The organism is Actinomadura rayongensis, from assembly GCF_009831215.1.
GTDB classification, from domain to species: Bacteria; Actinomycetota; Actinomycetes; order Streptosporangiales; family Streptosporangiaceae; genus Spirillospora; species Spirillospora rayongensis.
In genome coordinates this window covers 158858-178103 of sequence record NZ_WUTW01000009.1, presented here as the reverse complement: position 1 = coordinate 178103, position 19246 = coordinate 158858, and the positions used below count along the sequence as shown (strand labels likewise).

Genomic DNA, 19246 nt, shown 5'->3' with positions numbered 1-19246 from the left:
AACGATCGTTAACACCGTCGATGTTAACGCTCGCTAACATCGGCCGTCTACACTCGTCGGCATGGTGTCCGCCGTGAACCCCCGCCGTGCCGAGATCCTCGGCGCGGCGGCCGAGCTGTTCGCGCGGCGCGGGTTCCACGGCGTGTCCATCGGCGACCTCGGCCGGGCCGTCGGCCTGACCGGGCCCGCCCTCTACCGGCATTTCCGCGGGAAGGACGCCGTACTCGCCGAAATGCTGCTGGACATCAGCGCGCGGCTGCGGGACGAGGGCGCCCGGCGCGCCGCCGGGCCCGATCCCGGCTCCGCGCTGGACGCGCTGCTGCGCTGGCACATCGCGTTCGCGCTGGACAATCCGGCGCTGATCACCGTCCACGAGCGCGAGCTGGACAACGTGCCCGCGCCGCAGCGGCACGAGATCCGGCGGCTCCAGCGCGCCTATGTGGAGGAGTGGGTGGGGGTGCTGCTGCGGCTGCGGCCCGGCGCGTCTCCCGAGCGCGTCCGGGCGGCCGTCCACGCCTGCTTCGGGCTGCTGAACTCCACCCCGTACAGCGCGGCCGGGTTGTCGCGCGACGCGATGGCCGAGCTGCTGCACGGCATGGCGCGGGCCGCGCTGGACGCGGTGACCTAGCGGGGCCGATAGTTTTCTGCGCCCGCGCGGACGGCGGAATGTACCGCCCGCGCGATGCGCGCGCCCCACGGCGAGCGCGGCCCGGCGAACGGCTCGGGTTCTCCGGCCGTTTCGGGCGCCGCGATGCAGAGCGCGTCCGACGCCGTGCCGGTGCAGGCGTAGCCCGCCTCCAGCAGCGCCTGCGTCTTGGCCTCCGTCGCGGTCATCACGGCGTTGACCAGGGCCGCGTCCGACAGCGGCGCCGGGACGGCGACCGTGATGTTGATCGTCCCCGGCGCGAGTTCCCGATCCTCGGCCCCGGCGGGCGCCGCCGCCCAGGTCGGGACGCGCAGGCCGACCGTCGCGGCGGCCGTGACGCCCTCGTCCGCGCCGTGGAACGTGCGGTCGACCGCCGCCGCCGTGAGCATTCCGACGCCGGGGCCGTCCAGGCCGAACCGGGCGGCCAGCTCGGCGAGGTGGACGTCCGGGTCCATGCGTGCGTACCGGCCCCTGACCTGCGCGTTCAGCACCCAGTGCGGGGTCGCGAAGCCGCCGCCGACCAGCGCGGACGACAGCGTCCGCCGGCCCTCGCCCGGCCGCCAGATCGTCGCGGGGAGGCGGGCGCCGTCCTCGTCCCGCCAGACCAGGTCGAGTTTCATCGGGGGCGCTCCGGGGCGAGGATCGGACGCCCGTCCGGGCCTTCGGCGACCTGCACGCGGGCGTCGAAGTGCTCGGCGATCATCTCCCGCGTTAGTACGTCCGCCGGACGGCCGGACGCCGCGACCCGTCCGCCGGACAGCAGGATTAGAGCGTCCGCGTACTGACCGGCGAGCGTGAGGTCGTGGATCGTCGTAACGACGGTCAGCCCATCGTCGCGCCGCAGTGTGTCCACCAGTTCCATCACCTGCTGCTGGTGGCCGATGTCCAGCGCGGTGGTCGGCTCGTCCAGGATCAGTACCGGCGCCTGCTGCGCCAGCGCGCGGGCCAGGACCGCACGCTGCCGCTCACCGCCCGACAGTCGGCCGAGCGGACGCGCCGCGAACTCCGTCAGCCGCAGCCGGTCCAGCACGTCCGCCGCCACCGCGCGGTCGCGGGCGCTCTCCCGGCCGAGATACGGAATGTAGGACGCGCGACCGAGCAGCGTGTAGTCGAACACCGTCATCCCGTCCGGCAGTTGCGGACGTTGCGGCGTGTACGCGACGAGCCGGGCGCGCTCGCGGGGCCGCAGCGCGCGGGGATCCCGGCCGCCGATCGTCACCGCGCCGCGTCCGGGACGCAGCCCGAGCAGCGCCAGCAGCAGCGTCGACTTGCCGGCGCCGTTCGGGCCGATCACGGCCGTCCAGGAGCCCGCCGGGACGTCCAGGTCGACGCCGCGCAGCACCGGACGCCCGTCCAGCTCCACGCCGAGGCCCCGCAGCGCGATCGTCACGTGCGCACCGGGCCGCGCGTCGCCCGCAGCACCGCCACGAAGAACGGGCCGCCGACGAACGCCGTCACCACGCCGAGCGGGAGTTCGCCGGGCGCGACGACCGTCCGCGCGAGCAGGTCCACGAGCGTCAGGAACGCGGCGCCGCCGAGCAGCGACAACGGCAGGACGATCCGGTACGAACTGCCCGCCAGCCGCCGCACGACGTGCGGGACGACCACCCCCACGAACCCGATCAGCCCGCTCAGCGCCACCGCCGACGCCGTCGCCAGCGACGCCGCGACCAGCACCGTCAGCCGCACCCGCACCGCCGACACGCCGAGCGCGGACGCCTCCTCCTCGCCGACCGCGAGGACGTCCAGCAGCCGTCCGTGCGGCAGCAGGACCAGCGTCGACACCGCCGCGTAGGGGACGACCAGGCCGAGGCCGCGCCAGTCCGCCGCGCCGACGCCGCCGAGGATCCAGGAGTAGACGCGCTGCAGCTCGTCGGTCCTGAGCTGCTGCAGGAACGTCTGGACGGCCGCGAGGAAACTGGACACCGCGACCCCGGCGAGGACGAGCGTGGCCGTCCCGGCGCCGTCGCCCCGGCCCGCCACCGACCCGAGCGCGTACGCCAGCAGCACCCCGCCGATCGCGCCGACGAAGGCCGCGACCGGCACCGCGAGCGCCGGATCGCCCGGCACCGCCACGATCACCAGCGTCGCGCCGACGCCCGCCCCCGCCGCCGCGCCGAGCAGGTACGGGTCGGCGAGCGGGTTGCGGAACACGCCCTGGTAGCCCGCGCCCGCCAGCGCGAGCATCCCGCCGACGAGCGCGGCCAGCAGGACGCGCGGCAGCCGCAGATCGAACAGAACGCTGCGCTGCACGTCGCTGAGCCCGGTGTGCAGGTGCACGCCCGGCACGGCGTCCGCGAGCGCCTTGAGGACGCCGCCCGCGGGCAGCCCGGCCGCGCCGACGAGCAGGCCCGCCAGCAGCGACGCCGCGAGCAGCGCGATCCCGGCCGCGAGCGGGAGGGGGCGGAGCCGCGTCGCGGCCGGAGGGGTCACCTGCCCGCCGCGACCTTGCCGATCGCCGCGCCGATCGTCGCCGCGAACTGCGGCAGGCGCGGGCCCCAGCGCGACGCGACGTCGTCGTCCAGCGCGACGACCCCGCCGTTGCGGACGGCCGTCAGCCGCGACCAGCCCGGCCGCTTCGCCACCTGCGCGGCGTTCTGCGCGCAGCACTTGGTGTCGGCGAGGAACACGAGGTCGGGGTCGCTCGTCAGCAGCGCCTCGCGGGAGAGCTGCGGGTAGCCCGAGCGCGTCTTGTCGGCCGGGTCGGCGACGTTGCGCAGGCCGAACAGGCCGTAGACCTGGCCGATGAACGTGCTGGACGTGACGGTGTGCAGCTGGTCGTCCAGCTCGTGGTAGTACGTGAGGTTCTTCTTGGGCGCCGCCGCGACGGTCTTCTGGATCTCGGTGCGCATCGTGGCCGTGAGCTTGGCCGCCGCGCCGGACCGTCCCGTCGCCAGGCCGAGGTCGTTGATCTCGTCGTAGACGTCGTCGATCTTCTTGGCGGCGGGCTCCAGCAGGACCGGGACCTTCACCTTCTCCAGCGCCTTGACGATGCCGTCGATGTCGTCGGAGACGACGACCAGGTCCGGGTTGTACTTGGTGATCGCCTCGACGTTCGGTTTGAAGCCCGACAGCTTGGTGCGCGGGGCGTTCGCCGGGTAGTTCGAGTACTCATCGGCGGCCACAACTTGCTGGCCCGCACCGATCGCGAACAGCGTCTCGGTGTGCGTGGGGGAGAGGGACACGATCCGTTTCGGCGCGGCCGGGACGCGCACGGCGCCGTTCGCGGCCGTGACGACGACGGACCGGCCCTTCGCGTCCGCCTGCCCGTCGTCACCGCCGCAGGCGGACGCCAGCGCGAGGACGCCGGCGAGGACGAGGGCGCCGAGGGCGCGGGACATGGGCAGCCTCCAGGACTCCAGGGGGAGGCGCGGACCCGGGGACGGATCGCCCTTCCACGAGGTCGACGGTCGTCCGCGCGGCGGGAGGCGACCTGGCTCGGCCCGTTTCGGGAGGGGCACCACAGTTGCGGGACAGCGCCGGGATCACACCGGACTTCGCTCCGCGACGCGCGTGAAAAGCAACGGTATCAGCCCAGGTGAGTGGTTCTTCGCGGTGCTCGTCCGGGCTGCGGTGGGATGATGGAACGGTGAACGAACCGGAGCCCTTCACCCTGTTCACCAGCGACCACGTCCGGATCGACGCGGGGCACGCGCCCGGCGACCGCGCGTTGTGCTTCGTCCTCGTCCACGGCTTCACGTGCTCGTGGCGGCAGCCCGCGCTGCGCCGGATCGCGGGCGTGCTGAACCGGTACGGCGGCGTGGTCGCGTTCGACCTGCGCGGCCACGGACGGTCCGGCGGCGCGTCCACCGTGGGGGACCGCGAGGTCCTGGACCTGGCCGCCGCCGTCCGCGCGGCCCGGCGACGCGGCTACCGGCGGATCGCCGTCGTCGGGTTCTCGCTCGGCGGTGCCGTCGCGGTGCGGCACGCGGCGCTGGTGGGCGGGGTCGACGCGGTGGCGACCGTCAGCGCGCCCGCCCGGTGGTACTACCGGGGCACCGCGCCGATGCGCCGCGTCCACTGGGTCATCGAGCGGCGGACGGGACGGCTCGCGGTGCGGCTGGCCCGCGGCGTCCGCATCGCCCCCGCCGGCTGGGACCCGCTGCCCGAGGCGCCGCACGAGGTCGCCGGACAGATCGCGCCGACGCCGCTGCTGGTCGTCCACGGCGACGCGGACGCGTTCTTCCCGCTGGAGCACGCCCACCAGCTGCACGACGCGGCGGGCGAACCGCGCGAACTGTGGATCGAACCCGGATTCGGCCATGCCGAAATAGCGGCGACGCCGCACCTCGTCGACCGGATCGCCGCCTGGGCGGCCCGCGCGGCCACCACCGAACCGGCCCCCGCACCCTGATCTCGCCCACCAGATCACCGTGCGGGCGCGACGTAGTCGAAGCTGCCGCCGCACCCTGATCTCGCCCGTACGGGCTGGACCGCCGTAGCCGAGGCTGCCGCCGCGCGGACACCACCGCGAAGCCAACAGCCGCGCTTTGGTTCCGTCCGTCGGAGCGCCGTGTGAGCGCGCCGTGCCCTGACGGCCGAGTCTCAGCCGGGCAGGTCGCCGTTCGCGACGTCGGTGTACGCCTCGTCCTCGTGGAAGCGGACGCGGGCCGAGCAGCGCGTCGCCCGCCGTTCCAGCCACCGCAGCAGCTCGCCGACGCGCAGGAACGAGTCCGGATGGACCTCCTGCCGGGCCAGCAGGGTGCTCGCGCCGTCGTCGCGGACGGTGAACGCGCCGGTCAGCGGCCCACCGACGCGCAGCGCCGCGCCGCGCTCGGCGAGCAGCGGCTCGGGCAGCTCCACGATCGCGGGCTCGCCGTCGTCGGTGAAGACGACCTCGGTGAAGTCCGTGACGATGGCCAGCGTGAGCGGCCGTGGCCCGAGCCCGAGATGCCAGCGGAGTTCGGCGCGTTCCGCCGCCGTGAGGTCCCCCGGGAGATCGGCGTCCACGACGAGTTCGTAGAGGTCGGCCATGCGGGCAGCGTAGGGCCTGCGACGACTTTTCCACAGCTTTGGCCGCGACTTCCGGATGCGTGGCGCGGCCGTCCATGCTCGTGGACATGGACGAGAAGACGAAGGTCCGGACGGCGCCGTCCGGCGACCTGGCGGCCGATTCCCTGCGGGCACGGGCGGCGACGGTCACCCGGACGCACGGCCCCGCGGCGGCGGTCGCGCGCCGCACCGCGGCGCGGCTGTGGGGCGTGGACGTGCTGCCGCCCGGGACGGACGAGACCACCTGCCCGATCGACGTGATCATGGGCCCGGACGCCGAACACCGGGTCCACGACCCCGAACGCGTCGAACTGCCCGCCGCGCACGTGCTGGAGCGGGCCGGGGTGCGGCTGACGTCGCCCGTGCGGACCGCGCTGGACTGCGCCCGCTGGCTGCCGCGCGCCGAGGCCGTGGCGGCGCTCGACCAGTTCCTGCGCCGTGGCGTGACCGTGGACGCGCTGCGGGCGACGGCGCGGTCGCTGCGCGGCTACCACGGCAACGACCGCCTCCGCGCCGTGCTGCGCGCCGGCGATCCCGGCGCCCAGTCGCCGGGCGAGAGCCGGACGCGAATGACGCTGATCGAGGCGGGCCTGCCCCCGCCCGCGACGCAGATCCCGGTACCGGGGCCGCGCGGCGATCCGCTGTACGTCGATCTCGGCTACGAACGCTTCCAGGTGGGGGTGGAGTACGACGGCGAACGGCACCACACGGGCCGGCGGGCCCGGAGCCACGACGAGACCCGTCGCAATTGGCTGCGCGGCACTTATGGATGGGAGCTGATCGTCGTCACAAAGGACATCCGCCACACGCCGGCGCCTTATGTCGAGGCCGTCCTCACCGCCCTGCTCACCCGAGGCTGGACACCGACGGACGCGGAGATGACCCGGATAGCCAGGCGCATCAACCATCTACACCGCCTGTTCCACTGATCACCGAACGCGAACCCAGGCGCAAAAGGCAGGGGTCGCTGTTGCGCGAGAAAACGTCACATGAAAACGAACAGAAAACTGCCACCGAAATGCGGCCAAAGGCTCGTGTGAATGCCTGGAGGTGAGAGGCGGGGCTCAGCGTCCGGCGCTGGGAGTTAGGCGGTCGGCCGGAAGTCTGGCGTCCGACGCTGGGCCTGGGCCTGGGCCTGGGCCTGGGCCTGGGCCTGGGCCTGGGCCTGGGCCTGGGCCTGGGGCCGGGGCCGGGGCGCGGCCGGGGCTGGAGGCTCGGGTCTCGGGTCTCGGGTCTGAGGTCAGGGGGCTGACGTCGGGGCTGAGGGCTTGGGGTTAGTCGAACTGGAAGGAGCGCTTGGAGAGCCCGTACCAGAAGCCGTCGATGACGGTGCGCCGGGCGGCGGGGGAGTCGGCGGAGTCGATCGCCGCGCCCATCGCCACGAAGAGGGGAGCGAAGTGCTCGGTGCGCGGGTGCGCCATGCGGGCGGCGGGGGCCTTGTCGCGGAAGTTCAGGAGGGAGTCCAGGTCACCGCTCGCCACGGCCGCACTCGCCCAGGCGTCGAACTCGGTGGACCACGCCGGGGGCGGGGCTGACGGATAGGGGTGCAACTCACGCAGGTTGTGCGTCGTGAAGCCGCTGCCGAGGATCAGCGTGCCCTGCTCGCGCAGCGGGGCGAGCTTGCGGCCCAGCGCGAACAGGCGCGCGGGGTCGAGCGTCGGCATGGACATCTGGAGGACGGGCACGTCGGCGTCCGGATACATCTCGACCAGCGGGACATAGGCGCCGTGGTCGAGCCCGCGCGACTCGGCATGGTGGACGTCGGGGAGCAGGCGGCTCACCTCGTCCGCCAGCGCGGGCGTACCCGGCGCCGCGTACCGCACTGAGTAGTAGTGATCCGGGAATCCCCAGAAGTCGTAGACCAACGGCACCGTGCGGGTCGCGCCGAGCGTGAGGGGCGCGTCCTCCCAATGGGCGGAGATCACGAGGATCGAGTCGGGCCGGGGGAGGTCGGCGGCCCAGTCGGCGAGCTGCCCGGTCCAGAGCGCGTCGTCGGCGAGGGGCGGTGCACCGTGGCTGAGGAAGAGGGCGGGCATCCGGCCCATGTCGGCCTCCCAAAGGTTGAGCGTTCAACAGTTACGGTAGGCGATAGAATTTGAATGTTCAACTTCCAGGAGGGCTCGTGGACGGCGTGCGATGGCTGGACGAGGACGAGCAGCGAACCTGGCGGGCCTTCCTCTGGACGTCACGCCTGCTCAACGAGGCCCTGGACCGCCAGCTCCAACAGGACTCGGGGATGCCGCACGCCTACTACGTGATCCTCGTAGTCCTCTCCGAGGCGCCCGACCGGACGCTGACGATGTCCGAACTGGCGCGGACGGCGTGCTCGTCCCCAAGCCGGCTGTCACACGCGGTGAAACGCCTGGAGGAACGCGGCTGGGTACGCCGCGTCCGCCACCCGAACGACCGGCGCACGACACTGGCCGAACTCACGGACGAGGGCTTCACCGTCCTCGCCGCCGCCGCACCCGGCCACGTCGAAGCGGTCCGCCGCCACCTGTTCGACCCGCTGACGCGCGACCAAGAGCACCAACTGCGGGACCTGCTGTTCACCCTGCTGGCCGGTCTCGACCCCGAAGGACAAGGCCCCGTCCAAGACCCACCCTGAGCCCGCCCCGCCGCCAGCGGCTCCACCCAGCACGCCCCAGCCTGGTGCTCCAGCCCAGCGGGCCAGTCCTGCATTGGCCGGTCCGGCGCGGGGCGGTTCAGCGCAGGCCGGTTCAGCGCAGGCCGGTCTAGCGCAGGCCGGTCTAGCGCAGGGCGGTCTAGCGCAGGGCGGTCTAGCGCGGGGCGGTCGGGCGCGGGCTGGTCGAGCGCGGCCCGGGCTGACGCTCCAGTCCGGCGCTCCACAGTCGGGCGTACCTAGGTCCGGGGCTAGCTCCGCGTCTAGGCATCGTCGGGTGCCGTGGGTGCCGTGGGTGCCGTGGGTGCCGTGGGTGTTGTGGCGTGGGTGGCGTCGTGGCGCGGCCGGGGTGGCGCGCCAGCCTGCGTCGCGGGGCCGCCTCGCGGAGTCGGGCCGGAGGTGGAGGGCCGGAACGCGGAGGATGCTTGATGATCTACAATGTAAAGGCGGCAGGCTGGGCAGTCGCTGAGGCCGAGAGCTGGGTCACATCATGACTTGTCACTCACGCAAAGGTGACCGGCATCACATTCCGTTGGTGGCTTTGTAGCCCGTCGGGTGGGGCCTCGGGTGCAATGGCGACACGCCCCACCCCGCGGAGAGCCCATGCACGCGTCGCGCACCCCCGGAGTCATCGGAGTCGTGGTCCTGGCACTGACGGCGACACTGCTCGTCTGGTTAGCGTGGCCGTCGGCGGGAGGGCGCCGGTACACGGCCGTATTCGATCGAGCGGGGGCCGGACTGGACGCGGGACGGTCCGAGGTCAAGGTGCGCGGCATCACGGTCGGGAAGGTTGAGCGGGTCGCCCTGCGGCCAGACGGCTCGGTGCTGGTCCGGTTGCGCTCCACCGTCCCGATCCCCGCGTCCACGCACGCGACGATCGAGCCGGTCTCGTTCTTCGGCCCGAAAGACGTCGCCCTCGACCTCGGCACAGGCCCGGCGCTGCCGGAGGGCGGCAGGATCACCGCGACCGCACCGGTCACGGACGCCACCGACCTAGCCGGCCCGGCCTACGCGCTCACCCGGGCGATCGACCCCGACGAGGTCGCGTCACTCCTGCACACGTTCGGCGCTGGCCTGCGCGGTGAAGAGAACGCCCTGCGCCGAACGCTGATCAACGGCGCGACCGTCGTGGACGCCACCCACCGCCGGAGCACCGACCTCAAAGCCATCGTGGACGACCTGGCCGGAATCGGCGCCGTGCTCGCCGATCGCGGCAACGCCATCACCGGCGCGGTGGACGACCTCAACGGCCTGGCGCCCGTCATTTACGACCGCCCCGACCGAGTGGCGAAGCTTCTGGACGAAGCCTCACACTTCGCCGCGACAACAGGCGGCGTCCTGGACCGCCAGGGCGCCCACCTCGGAAAGATCATCGACGGCACGGCCCCGGCCGTCGGCGTCCTGGCCGCGCAGTCACCCCGCATCGGCCAGCTCATCGACGTCCTCGACGGCTTCTTCCACGGCCTGGCCAGCCTGATGAACACACCCGGCCCCCAGGGCACCCTGCTCGGCCAGGGCCTGAACACCCTGTCCCTCGACTTCTGCAAGATCTTCATAGACGTCTGCTGACCACCCCGCCCCGGACCACCGTCCCAATGACCGGATCCCCGGTCCAACCCGCCCGCCACCGCCCACCCCGCCCCGCCTGCGCTCAACGCGCAGCACACTGCGGCGTCCACCGCAGCTCCGAACACCAACACGCCCGCGTCGTCGCACCGCAGAGGACCGTAGGCCGTGACACTGACGCTACCCAAGCCTGCCCGGCGTAGCTCGCGTCAGCGCCCCACGCGCTCGGCCCCCGCGGGCGACGATCGCCAACACCACGGCTGCCCGCGCCGTCCCGCCGACGTCGCTCGAGTCGGCTCCCCTACGCGCACGGCTGCCTGGGCCACGGCCGCCAACGCCGCCCACCGTTCAAAGCGCCTACGGGGAGCTGCGCCGTCCCGCCTGCCCGGCGGTGCTCGCGTTGGTGCCCCTACGCGCACGGCCACCAGCGTCACGGCTGCTCGTGCCGCCCAACGCGCTGAGCGCGTACGGGCATCTATGCCGATCCGCGCGCTGGCGCTCGCACGCGAAGGGCCCACTCGCGCTACGGCCCGCTGACGCCGCTCGGTGCGCGGAGCGCGTACGGCTGCCCGCCCCGTCCCGCCGGCCTTGCGCCGCTCGTACCGGCCCCACGCGCACGGCCGCTCGCTCCGCCCAACGCGCGCGACCGCGTGCGCCGATCCACCTGCCGACACTCGCACGCGCACGGCCGCTAGGCCAGAGCCGTCGGCGCCGTCCAGTGCGGGGAGCGCGTACGCCTGCCCGTCCTGTCCCGCCTGTCTGCCCCAATCGCCCGCCGCAGTTCGCGTCGACTCCTCGGCGCCTACAGCCCCCACGCCATGGCTGCTCTCGTCGCCCAGCGCGTACGGCTGCCTGCGCCGATCCGCGCGCTGGCACTCGCACGCACGGTCCGCTCGCGCGGCGGCCTGCCGACGCCGCGCTGTGCGCGGAGAGCATTCGTCCGCCCGTGTCGTCCCGCCTGCCGGGGATGGCTCGCGTCGGCGCACCTACGCGCATAGCCGTCTTGACGACGGCCGCAGAGATTACGGCTGCTCGCGCCCCGCAGCGCGTAACGGGTATCTGTGCTGTCCTGCCCGGCGCGGCTGGCCGGTTCCCCCACGCGTACGGCCACCAGCGTCGCGGCTTCTCGTGCCGGGCGCGTACGGGCAGTTACGCCGATCCGCGCACGGCCCGCTTGCGCCACGGGCCGCTGACGCCGCTCGGTGCGCGGATGCCTGCGGCTGCCCGCGTTGTCCCGCCTGCCTGGCGGTGTTCGCCCCGGCGTCCCCACTCGCATGGCCATTTGGGCGACGTCCGGTTGGCGCCGCCCGGCGCTCCGAGCGCCTGCGGCTGGCCCGCCTGCCCGGCGCGGCTGGCCGGTGCCCCATGCGCATGGCCACCAGCGTCGCGGCTGCTCGTGCCGGGCGCGTGCGGGCAGTTACGCCGATCCGCGCGCTGGGGATCGGGCGCGCGGCCCGCTTGCGCTGCGGGTCGCTGACGCTGCTCGGTGCGCGGAGTGCTTGCGGCTGCCCGCGTCGTCCCGCCTGCCTGGCGGTTTTCGCCCCGGCGTCCCCACTCGCATGGCCGCTTGGGCTACGTCCCTCGGCGCTGCTCGGCGCTGCTCGGCGCTCCGAGCGCCTACTGCTGGCCCGCCCTGCGCTGGTCGTCCCGGTGGGGTGGGGTTCCGCGGGTGGGTGGGTTAGTTGCCTGCGGGTTCTCGTTCGCTTCGGCGTTGGGCGGGCGGGGCGGCGGTGGTGGTGTGGTGGGGGTCGGACGGGGGGCGTTGGGGGGTTGTGGTGGGGGAGGCGGCGGACGTGGGTGGGGCTGTTGCCGCGCCTGCGCTTCCTGGGTCGGTGGGGGCGTCGAGACGGCCGCGCAGGCGGTCTACGTCGTCGCCCAGGCGGGCCAGGGTTGCTTGGAGTTCGCGCCAGAGGCCTGCGCGTTGTTCTAGCTGGACGACCTTGGTTCGGACGTCGGTTAGGCGGCGGTCCAGGTTCTCCAGGCGGGAGCGCTGGCCGGCGTCGTCCTTGCCCGCGCGGATCAGGCCGGTGGCGAGGGCGGCGAGGTCGCGTTCGGTGTCGTCCATGCGCTCGTCGATGCGGGGGAGGAGGCGGCGGTTGAGGTCGGTCACGAGGGCGTCGAGGTCGGTGCGCAGGGCGCGCAGGGTTTCGTCCTGGCGGCCCAGGGCCTCTTCCACGCGGTTCAGGCGGGCGTCCAGGGCGGGGAGCGCCTGCAGTGCTTCGGCGTCGGGGGCGTGTTCTCGGGTCAGCCGGGTGAGGAGGTCGAGGCCGCCGCGCATCTGGCGTTCGGCTTCGACGACGACCCTGCGGACCAGTCCCGAGAACACTGGCATGATGCTCCTTTACGGACGTGAGTGGGTCTCCTCCAACTTTAGGCGAACGGTGCGGAAACGGGTCATGAACGACGCGTGTCGCGGGGTCGTTGTGGTGGCTTGCACACGCACAGCCCGTGTTGCGTGATGAGGCGCGCGCGTTCGGACGTGTAGTCGTCGCGGTTCTGCGCCGGACGGACCCGGCCGCAGGTCGGGCACAACATGATCGTCCTCCCGTCGGGGCGCAGCCGCTTCGTACGTTTTCCCCTCCCGAGACGTGCGAAGCGGCTGCACTCGCACGATAGGCACGCCGAGGTTGCATGCACGTTGCGGTTGATTGCTCACCGAATGTGGCAAAGGCCAGGTAGATCTGATGCGCTGAACCGGTTGCGCGGACGGGTGCGGCGCTCGATGCTCGGACCCGACGACGATGTCCGGCGCGTCCCGGGGGGAACGATGCGGCGAACGAGGAATCCGGGTGCGCCCCTGCCGCACGCGTGCGCGCGGCCGGAGGACCTTCTCGCGCATCTCGACAGCGCGCACGCGCGCGGGCAGGACGGTGGGCGGGCGGCGGTGCGGCCCGCGATCGCCGAGTCGTGGCGCCGGTCGCGGTGCAGCGGGGTCGACGCGGCGGCGTCGGCGGCCCCGGCGGCGCTGGACGACGCGCAGGTCGCGGGCGTGCGGGCCGGGCATCCGCTGGCGGCGCACATCCCGATGCTGCGCGAGCTGCTGAGCGGCGCGCCGGGCGACAGCGGCCAGCTCATGGTCGTCACCGACGGCGAGGGAACGGTCCTGTGGGCGGAAGGTCCGCGCAGGCTGCGGCGGGCGGCGGACGCGATCGGGCTGGCCGAGGGGTTCCGCTGGTCGGAACCGGCGATCGGGACGAACGGGATCGGCACCGCGCTCGCAGCCGGCGGCCCGCAGTACGTGTTCGCGGCCGAGCACGCCGTCCACGTCCTGCACCGCTGGTCGTGTGCGGGCGCGCCCGTCACCGATCCCGACACCGGCGAACTCGTCGGCTGCCTGGACCTCAGCGACACCGTGGAGCGGCTGCATCCGGCGTCGGTGCGGCTGGTGGACGCGGTCGCGCGGCTGGCCGAGACGGCGCTGGCGGCCGAGATGCGGGTGCGCGACGAACGGCTCCGCGACGCCTACGGGCGGCATCTGCGGGCGCTGCGCGGCGAGCCGGGGCTGCTGGTGACGGCGACGGGCCGCGTGCTGGCGGACGGGCAGGGCCGGTGGCGCGGAAGACGGCTGGCGGCCCCGGCACCGGGCGCGTGGATCGTCCTGCCGGACGGACGGCGCGCGCAGGCCGAGCCGGTCGGGGAGGTGTTCCTGCTGCGTCCGGATGCGCCGGGCGCGCCCCCGCCGGACCGGACGCTGCTGACCCTGGCCTTGCTCGGCACGGAGCGCCCGGCGGCATGGCTGGACGGGCGGCGCGTCGCCCTGTCGGCCCGGCACGCCGAGATCCTGGCGCTGCTGGCGCTGCATCCGCGCGGGATGAGCGGCGAGCGGCTGGCGCTGTGCCTGTACGGGGAGGACGGCAGCCCGGTGACGGTCCGCGCCGAAATGCACCGGCTGCGGGCGCGGCTCGGCGACGTCGTCGAGGCCCGTCCGTACCGGCTGGAGTGCGCGGTCGACGCCGACGTGCTCGCGGTGCGGCGGTGCCTGGACGCGGGCGACGCGGCGGGCGCCGCGCGGCACTACGCCGGCGCGCTGCTGCCCGCGTCGGACGCGCCGGCGATCCGGGAGGAGCGCGACGAACTGGCCGTCCGGGTGCGGGGCCTGCTGCTGCGCCGCGGGACGCCCGACGCGCTCTGGACGTACGCGCACACGGCCGAGGGCGCGCAGGACGCCGAGGTCGTGGAGCGTCTGGCGGCGGTCCTGCCGCCGGGGGATCCGCGCGGCCCGGCGGTCGCGGCGCGCGGCGCGCGGCTGCGCGAGGACGTCTAGGACACGCCGGTCAGATGGTCGCAGTCGTTGTAGCAGACGGGCCGCAGCCGTCCGCCCTCGTTGCGCCAGCGGCTGATGGACGCGTTCTCGACGGGCGTGCGCTCGACGTCCAGGACCTCGGCCTCGGTGAGGTCCTCGGCGATGTACCGGGACGTGACGATCACCGCGTCGTGCGCGACGACGAGGACGCGCCGTCCGGGGGCGTCCAGCGACAGGTCCCGGTAGAAGCTGCGGAGCCGCAGCACGAGGTCGGCCCAGCACTCGCCGCCCGGCGGACGGTAGTAGAACTTGCCGAGCTTGCGCAGCCGCGCCGCCTCCTCGGGGAACCGCCGTTCGACGCCGTGCACGGTCAGCCCCTCGAAGATGCCCTGGTCGCGGTCGCGGAGCCGTTCGTCCACGCGGGTGTCGAGGGCGATCCCGGCGCGGTCGAGCGCGATGGCGAGCGTGTCGCGGGCGCGCAGGAACGGGGAGACGCGGGCGAGGTCGGGCCGCTCGTCGGCGGGCAGGGCGGCGAGCCGGTCGCCGAGCCGGGCGGCCTGGGCGCGGCCCGCGGGCGACAGCGGGATGTCCGCGTCGCGCTCGCCGATGCCGCTCTCGTCGGCGCCGGCGGCGTTCGCGGCGCGGTAGGCGACGTTCCCGGTGCTCTCGCCGTGCCGGGCGAGGATCAGCCACTCCAGCGCGTTCACGCCCCACATGCTGCCATGCCGGGCGGGTCGGCCGTCCTCTACAGCCGGTAGTAGTCTGGCCGTCCTATGTCGAACGCCCTTTCCACCGTGGTCATCGTGGTGGCGCTGCTGGCCGTCGCGTTCAGCGCGGTCACCGCGCTGCGGAACCGGCCGATGGGCTGGGGCGACCTCGCCGCGCTCGGCGTGCTGGAGGTCGCGCTGATCGCGCAGGCGGTCGTGGGGTTCGTGAAGCTGTCGGGCGGCGGCGGGCCGTCCGAGACCGCCACGTTCGTCGGGTATCTGCTGGCCGCGCTGGTCATCCCGCCCGCGGGCGCGGGCTGGGGCGTGCTGGAGCGCAGCCGGTGGGGCCCGGGGGTGATCGTGGTCGCGGGCCTCGCGATCGCGGTGATGGTGGTGCGGATGCGGCAGATCTGGGACGGGACGGGTGGCTGAGCGGGAGACCGGCGGCGGTCCGGGACGGCTGCTGGTCGCCGTCTACGGGATCTTCGCGCTGGCGGCGGGCGCGCGGGCGGCCGTGCAGATCGCGACGAAGTTCGACGAGGCGCCGCTGGCGTATGTGCTGTCGGCGTTCGCGGCCGTCGTGTACGTGCTGGCGACGGCGGCGCTGGCGATCGGCGGGCGCGCGTCCCGGCGCGTCGCCGTCGCGGCCTGCTCGGTGGAGCTGGCCGGCGTGCTGGCCGTCGGGACGCTGAGCCTGGCCGACCCCGCCGCCTTCCCCGACGCGACCGTGTGGTCGGGCTACGGTCGCGGATACGGGTTCGTGCCGCTGGTGCTGCCGGTCGCCGGCCTGGTGTGGCTGTGGCGCACCGCCCGGACGGACAGGGGCCGGGTAGTCCGGCCGGACGGGGACGGCTGACGGCGGCGGGGCCGGACCTTCCGGGGGCGCCCGCTCGGGACGGCCGGGAACCTCCGGAGATCGCGGGGAGCGCTCAGGTCGAGGTCATCGTGCGTCCTCCGATCGGGAGCACGTGGACGGCCGCGCGGACGATCGTCTCGACGTCCTCGGGCGACAGCTCGGCGGTCGGGTGGGACCGGATCCAGCGCAGCATCTTCAGCGGCGGCGCGAACGTGATGCCGTCGGCGACGAGCGGCGGGCGCTTGACCCGTCCGCCGTGGACGGCCAGCACCGGCGTGACCGTGACCTCGGTGCCGGTGCGCTCCGACAGCAGCCGCGCGGTCTGCTCGGCCGCGCCGTGCAGGCCGCCGACGAGCTTGGACGGCGTCCGCCCGTCGATGAACAGCTTCCCGCCGTACGCGGTGATCTCGGTGCCGGGGTGCCAGGCGTCGTTCTGGACGAGCCAGACCCCGCCCGGCCCGACGACGATCTGGTCGGCGGTGCCGTGCCCGGGGACGACCCGGCCGTGCAGCACCCGGTGGCCGCGCCGCTCCAGCGTGTACTTCAGGATCGTGTTCATCCGCTGGTCGCCGCGCAGCCCGCGCCGCCACACGCTGGACGTCTGGTAGCCGTACCAGGCGAACCCGAAGTCGACGGCCGCAACCAGGACGCCCGCCGCGACGCCGATAAAGGGGTTCAGGAGGACCCAGCACAAAGCGAGCGCCAGAACGCTGTAAATTACACGGCTGCGGATGCGGCGTTTCCGCCCCCGGTGCCAGAGCTCCGCGTACACCGCCTGCGGGGTGCCGCCGGCGAAGGCGGTCCTGTCCCTGAGATAGATGGAGCTTCCGAACATCGTCCGACCTCTCGTGTACCTGCTCCGACGGCGACGATTATGGCAATGCCCGCGGCTTTGCGGCCCTCTCTCGGATGGTGGGCCACGACGCGCGGAAAAGCAACAGCCATGGCCGGTATATCCCTCCTGCGGGACTTCTCATGCCTGGTCCGGCATGGTAGACAGGCTCGCTTCGCGCCGGTCGCCGGTGAATTTGAAAGGCACGGTGCAATTATCACCGCGCCTTTCGCGAGTGGTCTTTATCACACCGGGCGGCGGCCGGGCGGGGGAGCGGACCGGCGCCAGACTGGGACGATGCGCCCCGAGACCCTGCCGGTGGAGGCGGCCGTCCCCGCGCTGCGCGCCGCCCTGGCCGGGCCGGGCGCGGCCGTGCTCGCCGCGCCGCCCGGCACCGGCAAGACCACCCACGTCCCGCTCGCGCTCGCCGGGCTGGCCGGGGGCGCGCCCGCCGTGGACGGTGCGGTCGTCGTCGCCGAGCCCCGCCGTCTCGCGGCCCGCGCCGCCGCGCGCCGGATGGCGTGGCTGCTCGGCGAGCGCGTCGGCGGACGGATCGGCGTGACCGTCCGGGGCGAGTACAAACCGGGCACGCACGTGCAGGTCGTCACGACGGGCGTCCTGCTGCGGCGGCTCCAGGACGAACCGGACCTTCCCGGCGTCGGCGCGGTGATCCTGGACGAGTGCCACGAACGGCATCTGGACGCCGACACCGCGCTGGCGTTCCTGCTGGACGTCCGCGCGACGCTGCGTCCCGGGCTGCGGCTCGTCGCGGCCTCGGCGACCGCCGACACCGGCCCGTGGGCGCGGCTGCTCGGCGCGGACGGCGAACCGGCGCCGGTGGTGGAGACGCGGGCGGCGGCGCATCCGGTGGAGACGGTGTGGGCGCCGCCGGACCGTCCCGTCGCGCCGCCGCACGGCACCCGCACCGACCCCGCGCTGCTCGCGCACGTCGCCGCGACCGTGCGCCGCGCGCTCGCCGAACGCGACGGCGACGTGCTGTGCTTCCTGCCCGGCGCGGGCGAGATCGCGCGCGTCGCCGGGCTGCTGGACGGGCCGTTCGACGTCCTGCGCGTGCACGGCCGGGCGCCCGCCGCCGTGCAGGACGCGGTGCTCGCGCCGGGGGAGCGGCGCCGGGTCGTCCTCGCCACGTCGGTCGCCGAGTCGAGCCTGACCGTGCCGGGCGTCCGGATCGTCGTGGACGCGGGCCTGGCCCGCGAGCCGCGCACCGACCACGCGCGGGGGCTCGGCGCGCTGACGACCGTCCGGGCGTCGCGTGCGGCGGCCGACCAGCGCGCCGGACGCGCCGGACGCGAGGCGCCCGGCACCGTCTACCGGTGCTGGAGCGAGGCCGAGCACGCGCGGCTGCCCGCCCGGCCGCGCCCCGAGATCGCGCTCGCCGACCTGGCCGGGTTCGCGCTGGAGGCGGCGTGCTGGGGCGATCCGGACGCGTCCGGGCTCGCGCTGCCCGACCCGCCGCCGCCCGCCGCGCTCACCGCCGCCCGCGCCGTCCTCGCCGCGCTCGGCGCGACCGGCCCGGACGGCCGCGTCACCCCGCGCGGCCGGGAGCTGGCCCGCCTCGGCGTCCCGCCCCGGCTGGCGCGCGCCGCGCTGGACGGCGCCGCGCTCGTCGGCGCCCGCACCGCCGCCGAGATCGTCGCGCTGCTCGCCGAGCCCCCGCACGACGCGGGCGACGACCTGACCGCCGCATGGCGGCGCCTGCGCCGCGCCCCGACGGCCCACTGGACCGACGAAGCGCGCCGCCTGGAGCGCTCCCTCCCGAGGGCCGCGCGGCGGCCTTTGCCGAGGTCGGCGGCGCCCGTGTCCGATGACGCTGCGGCGGGGGTTGTCGTCGCGTTGGCGTTTCCGGAGCGGGTCGCTCGGCTGCGGGGGCGCGACTATCTGATGGCGTCCGGGACCGGTGCGGCGTTCGCGCCCGGGTCGGCGCTCGCCGCCGCGCGGCCCGAGTGGCTGGCCGTCGCGGTCGCCGACCGGCCCGCCGGGTCGGCGGCGGCGCGGATCCGGCTGGCCGTCGCCATCGACGCCGACACGGCCGAGCGCGCCGCCGCGCCGCTGCGCGCCACCGAGGACGAGGTCGTGTGGCGGGACGGCGACGTCGTGGCCCGCCGCGTCGAACGGCTCGGCGCGATCGAACGCGCCGCGCGTCCGCTGCCCGATCCGCCCGCCGAGCGGGTCGCCGCCGCCCTGGCCGCCGGGCTCGCGGCCGAAGGGCTCGGCCTGCTGGACTGGACGCCCGCCGCCACCGCGCTGCGCGAACGCCTCGCCTTCCTGCACGCCGCGCTCGGCGACCCGTGGCCCGCCGTGGACGACGCCGCGCTGCTCGCCCGCGCGCCCGGCTGGATCGCGGGAGCCCGCAGTCGAGCGGATCTGCGGCGCGTCGACGTCACGGCGGCGCTGCGGGGACTTCTGCCGTGGGAGTGCGCGGCGCGGCTGGACGAGTTCGCGCCCGAACGCGTCCAGGTGCCGTCCGGGTCCCGGATCCGCGTGGACTACTCCGGCGACCGGCCCGTCCTCGCCGTCCGGCTCCAGGAGCTGTTCGGCTGGGACGCCGCGCCCGCGCTCGCCGGGGGCCGCGTCCCGCTCGTCGTGCACCTGTTGTCCCCGGCGGGCCGGCCGGCCGCCGTCACCGCCGACCTCGGGAACTTCTGGCGGGAGGGCTACCGGGCCGTCCGCGCCGACCTGCGCGGACGCTACCCGCGCCACCCCTGGCCGGAGGACCCGGCGGCCGAGCCCCCGACGCGCCGCGCCAAACCGCGCCGCTGA

The 19246-nt window shown here is 74.7% G+C and carries 18 protein-coding genes; 9 read left to right on the top strand and 9 right to left on the bottom strand.

What is annotated here, in order from left to right:
• Positions 1–61 precede the first annotated feature (61 nt).
• Entirely contained in the window at positions 62–628 is a 567-nt protein-coding gene (locus GQ466_RS28540; protein WP_161106158.1) for an SACE_7040 family transcriptional regulator, read from the top strand.
• On the opposite strand, the gene GQ466_RS28535 is transcribed toward GQ466_RS28540, so the two are convergent.
• The 4 genes from GQ466_RS28535 to GQ466_RS28520 are packed head-to-tail and all read right to left on the bottom strand — an operon-like array spanning position 625 to position 3987.
• Positions 625–1266 (bottom strand): adenosylcobinamide amidohydrolase, encoded by a 642-nt coding sequence (locus GQ466_RS28535; protein WP_161106157.1) that lies wholly within the window; start codon positions 1264–1266, stop codon positions 625–627. The two genes, GQ466_RS28540 and GQ466_RS28535, sit on opposite strands and share 4 nt — an antisense overlap.
• Positions 1263–2036, bottom strand: coding sequence for an ATP-binding cassette domain-containing protein (locus GQ466_RS28530; RefSeq protein ID WP_161106156.1), 774 nt, complete (start codon positions 2034–2036; stop codon positions 1263–1265). Before GQ466_RS28530 ends, GQ466_RS28535 begins: the two co-directional genes overlap by 4 nt.
• Positions 2033–3079 (bottom strand): iron chelate uptake ABC transporter family permease subunit, encoded by a 1047-nt coding sequence (locus GQ466_RS28525; RefSeq protein ID WP_161106155.1) that lies wholly within the window; start codon positions 3077–3079, stop codon positions 2033–2035. Before GQ466_RS28525 ends, GQ466_RS28530 begins: the two co-directional genes overlap by 4 nt.
• Positions 3076–3987 (bottom strand): ABC transporter substrate-binding protein, encoded by a 912-nt coding sequence (locus tag GQ466_RS28520; protein WP_337193661.1) that lies wholly within the window; start codon positions 3985–3987, stop codon positions 3076–3078. Before GQ466_RS28520 ends, GQ466_RS28525 begins: the two co-directional genes overlap by 4 nt.
• Positions 3988–4235: 248 nt before the next feature.
• Between GQ466_RS28520 and GQ466_RS28515 the strand changes: the two genes are divergently transcribed.
• Positions 4236–5000 (top strand): alpha/beta fold hydrolase, encoded by a 765-nt coding sequence (locus tag GQ466_RS28515; protein ID WP_161106154.1) that lies wholly within the window; start codon positions 4236–4238, stop codon positions 4998–5000.
• Positions 5001–5191: 191 nt separating this feature from the next.
• Here the strand turns inward: GQ466_RS28515 and GQ466_RS28510 are convergent, their stop codons facing one another.
• Positions 5192–5620, bottom strand: coding sequence for a hypothetical protein (locus GQ466_RS28510; protein ID WP_161106153.1), 429 nt, complete (start codon positions 5618–5620; stop codon positions 5192–5194).
• Between the two features lie 86 nt (positions 5621–5706).
• Here GQ466_RS28510 and GQ466_RS28505 point away from each other — a divergent pair, with 86 nt between their 5' ends.
• Positions 5707–6567, top strand: coding sequence for a hypothetical protein (locus GQ466_RS28505; protein ID WP_161106152.1), 861 nt, complete (start codon positions 5707–5709; stop codon positions 6565–6567).
• A 345-nt stretch (positions 6568–6912) separates the two neighbouring features.
• On the opposite strand, the gene GQ466_RS28500 is transcribed toward GQ466_RS28505, so the two are convergent.
• The gene (locus GQ466_RS28500) at positions 6913–7683 is read right to left on the bottom strand and encodes a DODA-type extradiol aromatic ring-opening family dioxygenase (protein WP_161106151.1); all 771 of its coding nucleotides are present in this window, start codon (positions 7681–7683) and stop codon (positions 6913–6915) included.
• Between the two features lie 77 nt (positions 7684–7760).
• Between GQ466_RS28500 and GQ466_RS28495 the strand changes: the two genes are divergently transcribed.
• Positions 7761–8246 (top strand): MarR family transcriptional regulator, encoded by a 486-nt coding sequence (locus tag GQ466_RS28495; protein ID WP_161106150.1) that lies wholly within the window; start codon positions 7761–7763, stop codon positions 8244–8246.
• Between the two features lie 618 nt (positions 8247–8864).
• A complete protein-coding gene (locus tag GQ466_RS28490; protein ID WP_161106149.1) occupies positions 8865–9830 on the top strand; it encodes an MCE family protein in 966 nt (321 codons plus the stop codon).
• Positions 9831–11505: 1675 nt separating this feature from the next.
• Here the strand turns inward: GQ466_RS28490 and GQ466_RS28485 are convergent.
• Positions 11506–12159 carry a hypothetical protein gene (locus GQ466_RS28485; protein WP_161106148.1) on the bottom strand — a complete coding sequence of 218 codons (654 nt, stop codon included), beginning with the start codon at positions 12157–12159 and terminating at the stop codon, positions 11506–11508.
• Between the two features lie 435 nt (positions 12160–12594).
• Between GQ466_RS28485 and GQ466_RS28480 the strand changes: the two genes are divergently transcribed.
• The gene (locus tag GQ466_RS28480) at positions 12595–14091 is read left to right on the top strand and encodes a GAF domain-containing protein (protein WP_161106147.1); all 1497 of its coding nucleotides are present in this window, start codon (positions 12595–12597) and stop codon (positions 14089–14091) included.
• Here GQ466_RS28480 and GQ466_RS28475 read toward each other — a convergent pair.
• Positions 14088–14786: a histidine phosphatase family protein gene (locus GQ466_RS28475; protein ID WP_161106146.1), complete on the bottom strand. Its 699-nt coding sequence runs from the start codon at positions 14784–14786 to the stop codon at positions 14088–14090. The two genes, GQ466_RS28480 and GQ466_RS28475, sit on opposite strands and share 4 nt — an antisense overlap.
• Before the next feature lie 57 nt (positions 14787–14843).
• Between GQ466_RS28475 and GQ466_RS28470 the strand changes: the two genes are divergently transcribed.
• Positions 14844–15209: a hypothetical protein gene (locus GQ466_RS28470; RefSeq protein WP_161106145.1), complete on the top strand. Its 366-nt coding sequence runs from the start codon at positions 14844–14846 to the stop codon at positions 15207–15209.
• Entirely contained in the window at positions 15202–15633 is a 432-nt protein-coding gene (locus tag GQ466_RS28465) for a hypothetical protein (RefSeq protein ID WP_161106144.1), read from the top strand. The genes GQ466_RS28470 and GQ466_RS28465 overlap by 8 nt, the downstream gene beginning before the upstream one ends.
• A 73-nt stretch (positions 15634–15706) precedes the next feature.
• Here GQ466_RS28465 and GQ466_RS28460 read toward each other — a convergent pair whose 3' ends face one another.
• Entirely contained in the window at positions 15707–16468 is a 762-nt protein-coding gene (locus GQ466_RS28460; RefSeq protein WP_237418450.1) for a nuclease-related domain-containing protein, read from the bottom strand.
• Positions 16469–16762: 294 nt separating this feature from the next.
• Here GQ466_RS28460 and hrpB point away from each other — a divergent pair, with 294 nt between their 5' ends.
• The gene (hrpB, locus tag GQ466_RS28455; protein WP_161106143.1) at positions 16763–19246 is read left to right on the top strand and encodes an ATP-dependent helicase HrpB; all 2484 of its coding nucleotides are present in this window, start codon (positions 16763–16765) and stop codon (positions 19244–19246) included.

Bases quoted from the DNA above. Each gene is read 5' to 3' on its own strand.
- GQ466_RS28460 (WP_237418450.1), bottom strand. From the start codon at position 16,468: ATGTTCGGAAGCTCCATCTATCTCAGGGACAGGACCGCCTTCGCCGGC.
- GQ466_RS28470 (WP_161106145.1), top strand. From the start codon at position 14,844: ATGTCGAACGCCCTTTCCACCGTGGTCATCGTGGTGGCGCTGCTGGCC.
- GQ466_RS28505 (WP_161106152.1), top strand. From the start codon at position 5,707: ATGGACGAGAAGACGAAGGTCCGGACGGCGCCGTCCGGCGACCTGGCG.
- GQ466_RS28510 (WP_161106153.1), bottom strand. From the start codon at position 5,620: ATGGCCGACCTCTACGAACTCGTCGTGGACGCCGATCTCCCGGGGGAC.
- GQ466_RS28485 (WP_161106148.1), bottom strand. From the start codon at position 12,159: ATGCCAGTGTTCTCGGGACTGGTCCGCAGGGTCGTCGTCGAAGCCGAA.
- GQ466_RS28520 (WP_337193661.1), bottom strand. From the start codon at position 3,987: ATGTCCCGCGCCCTCGGCGCCCTCGTCCTCGCCGGCGTCCTCGCGCTG.
- GQ466_RS28480 (WP_161106147.1), top strand. From the start codon at position 12,595: ATGCGGCGAACGAGGAATCCGGGTGCGCCCCTGCCGCACGCGTGCGCG.
- GQ466_RS28535 (WP_161106157.1), bottom strand. From the start codon at position 1,266: ATGAAACTCGACCTGGTCTGGCGGGACGAGGACGGCGCCCGCCTCCCC.
- hrpB (WP_161106143.1), top strand. From the start codon at position 16,763: ATGCGCCCCGAGACCCTGCCGGTGGAGGCGGCCGTCCCCGCGCTGCGC.
- GQ466_RS28475 (WP_161106146.1), bottom strand. From the start codon at position 14,786: ATGTGGGGCGTGAACGCGCTGGAGTGGCTGATCCTCGCCCGGCACGGC.
- GQ466_RS28540 (WP_161106158.1), top strand. From the start codon at position 62: ATGGTGTCCGCCGTGAACCCCCGCCGTGCCGAGATCCTCGGCGCGGCG.
- GQ466_RS28490 (WP_161106149.1), top strand. From the start codon at position 8,865: ATGCACGCGTCGCGCACCCCCGGAGTCATCGGAGTCGTGGTCCTGGCA.
- GQ466_RS28500 (WP_161106151.1), bottom strand. From the start codon at position 7,683: ATGGGCCGGATGCCCGCCCTCTTCCTCAGCCACGGTGCACCGCCCCTC.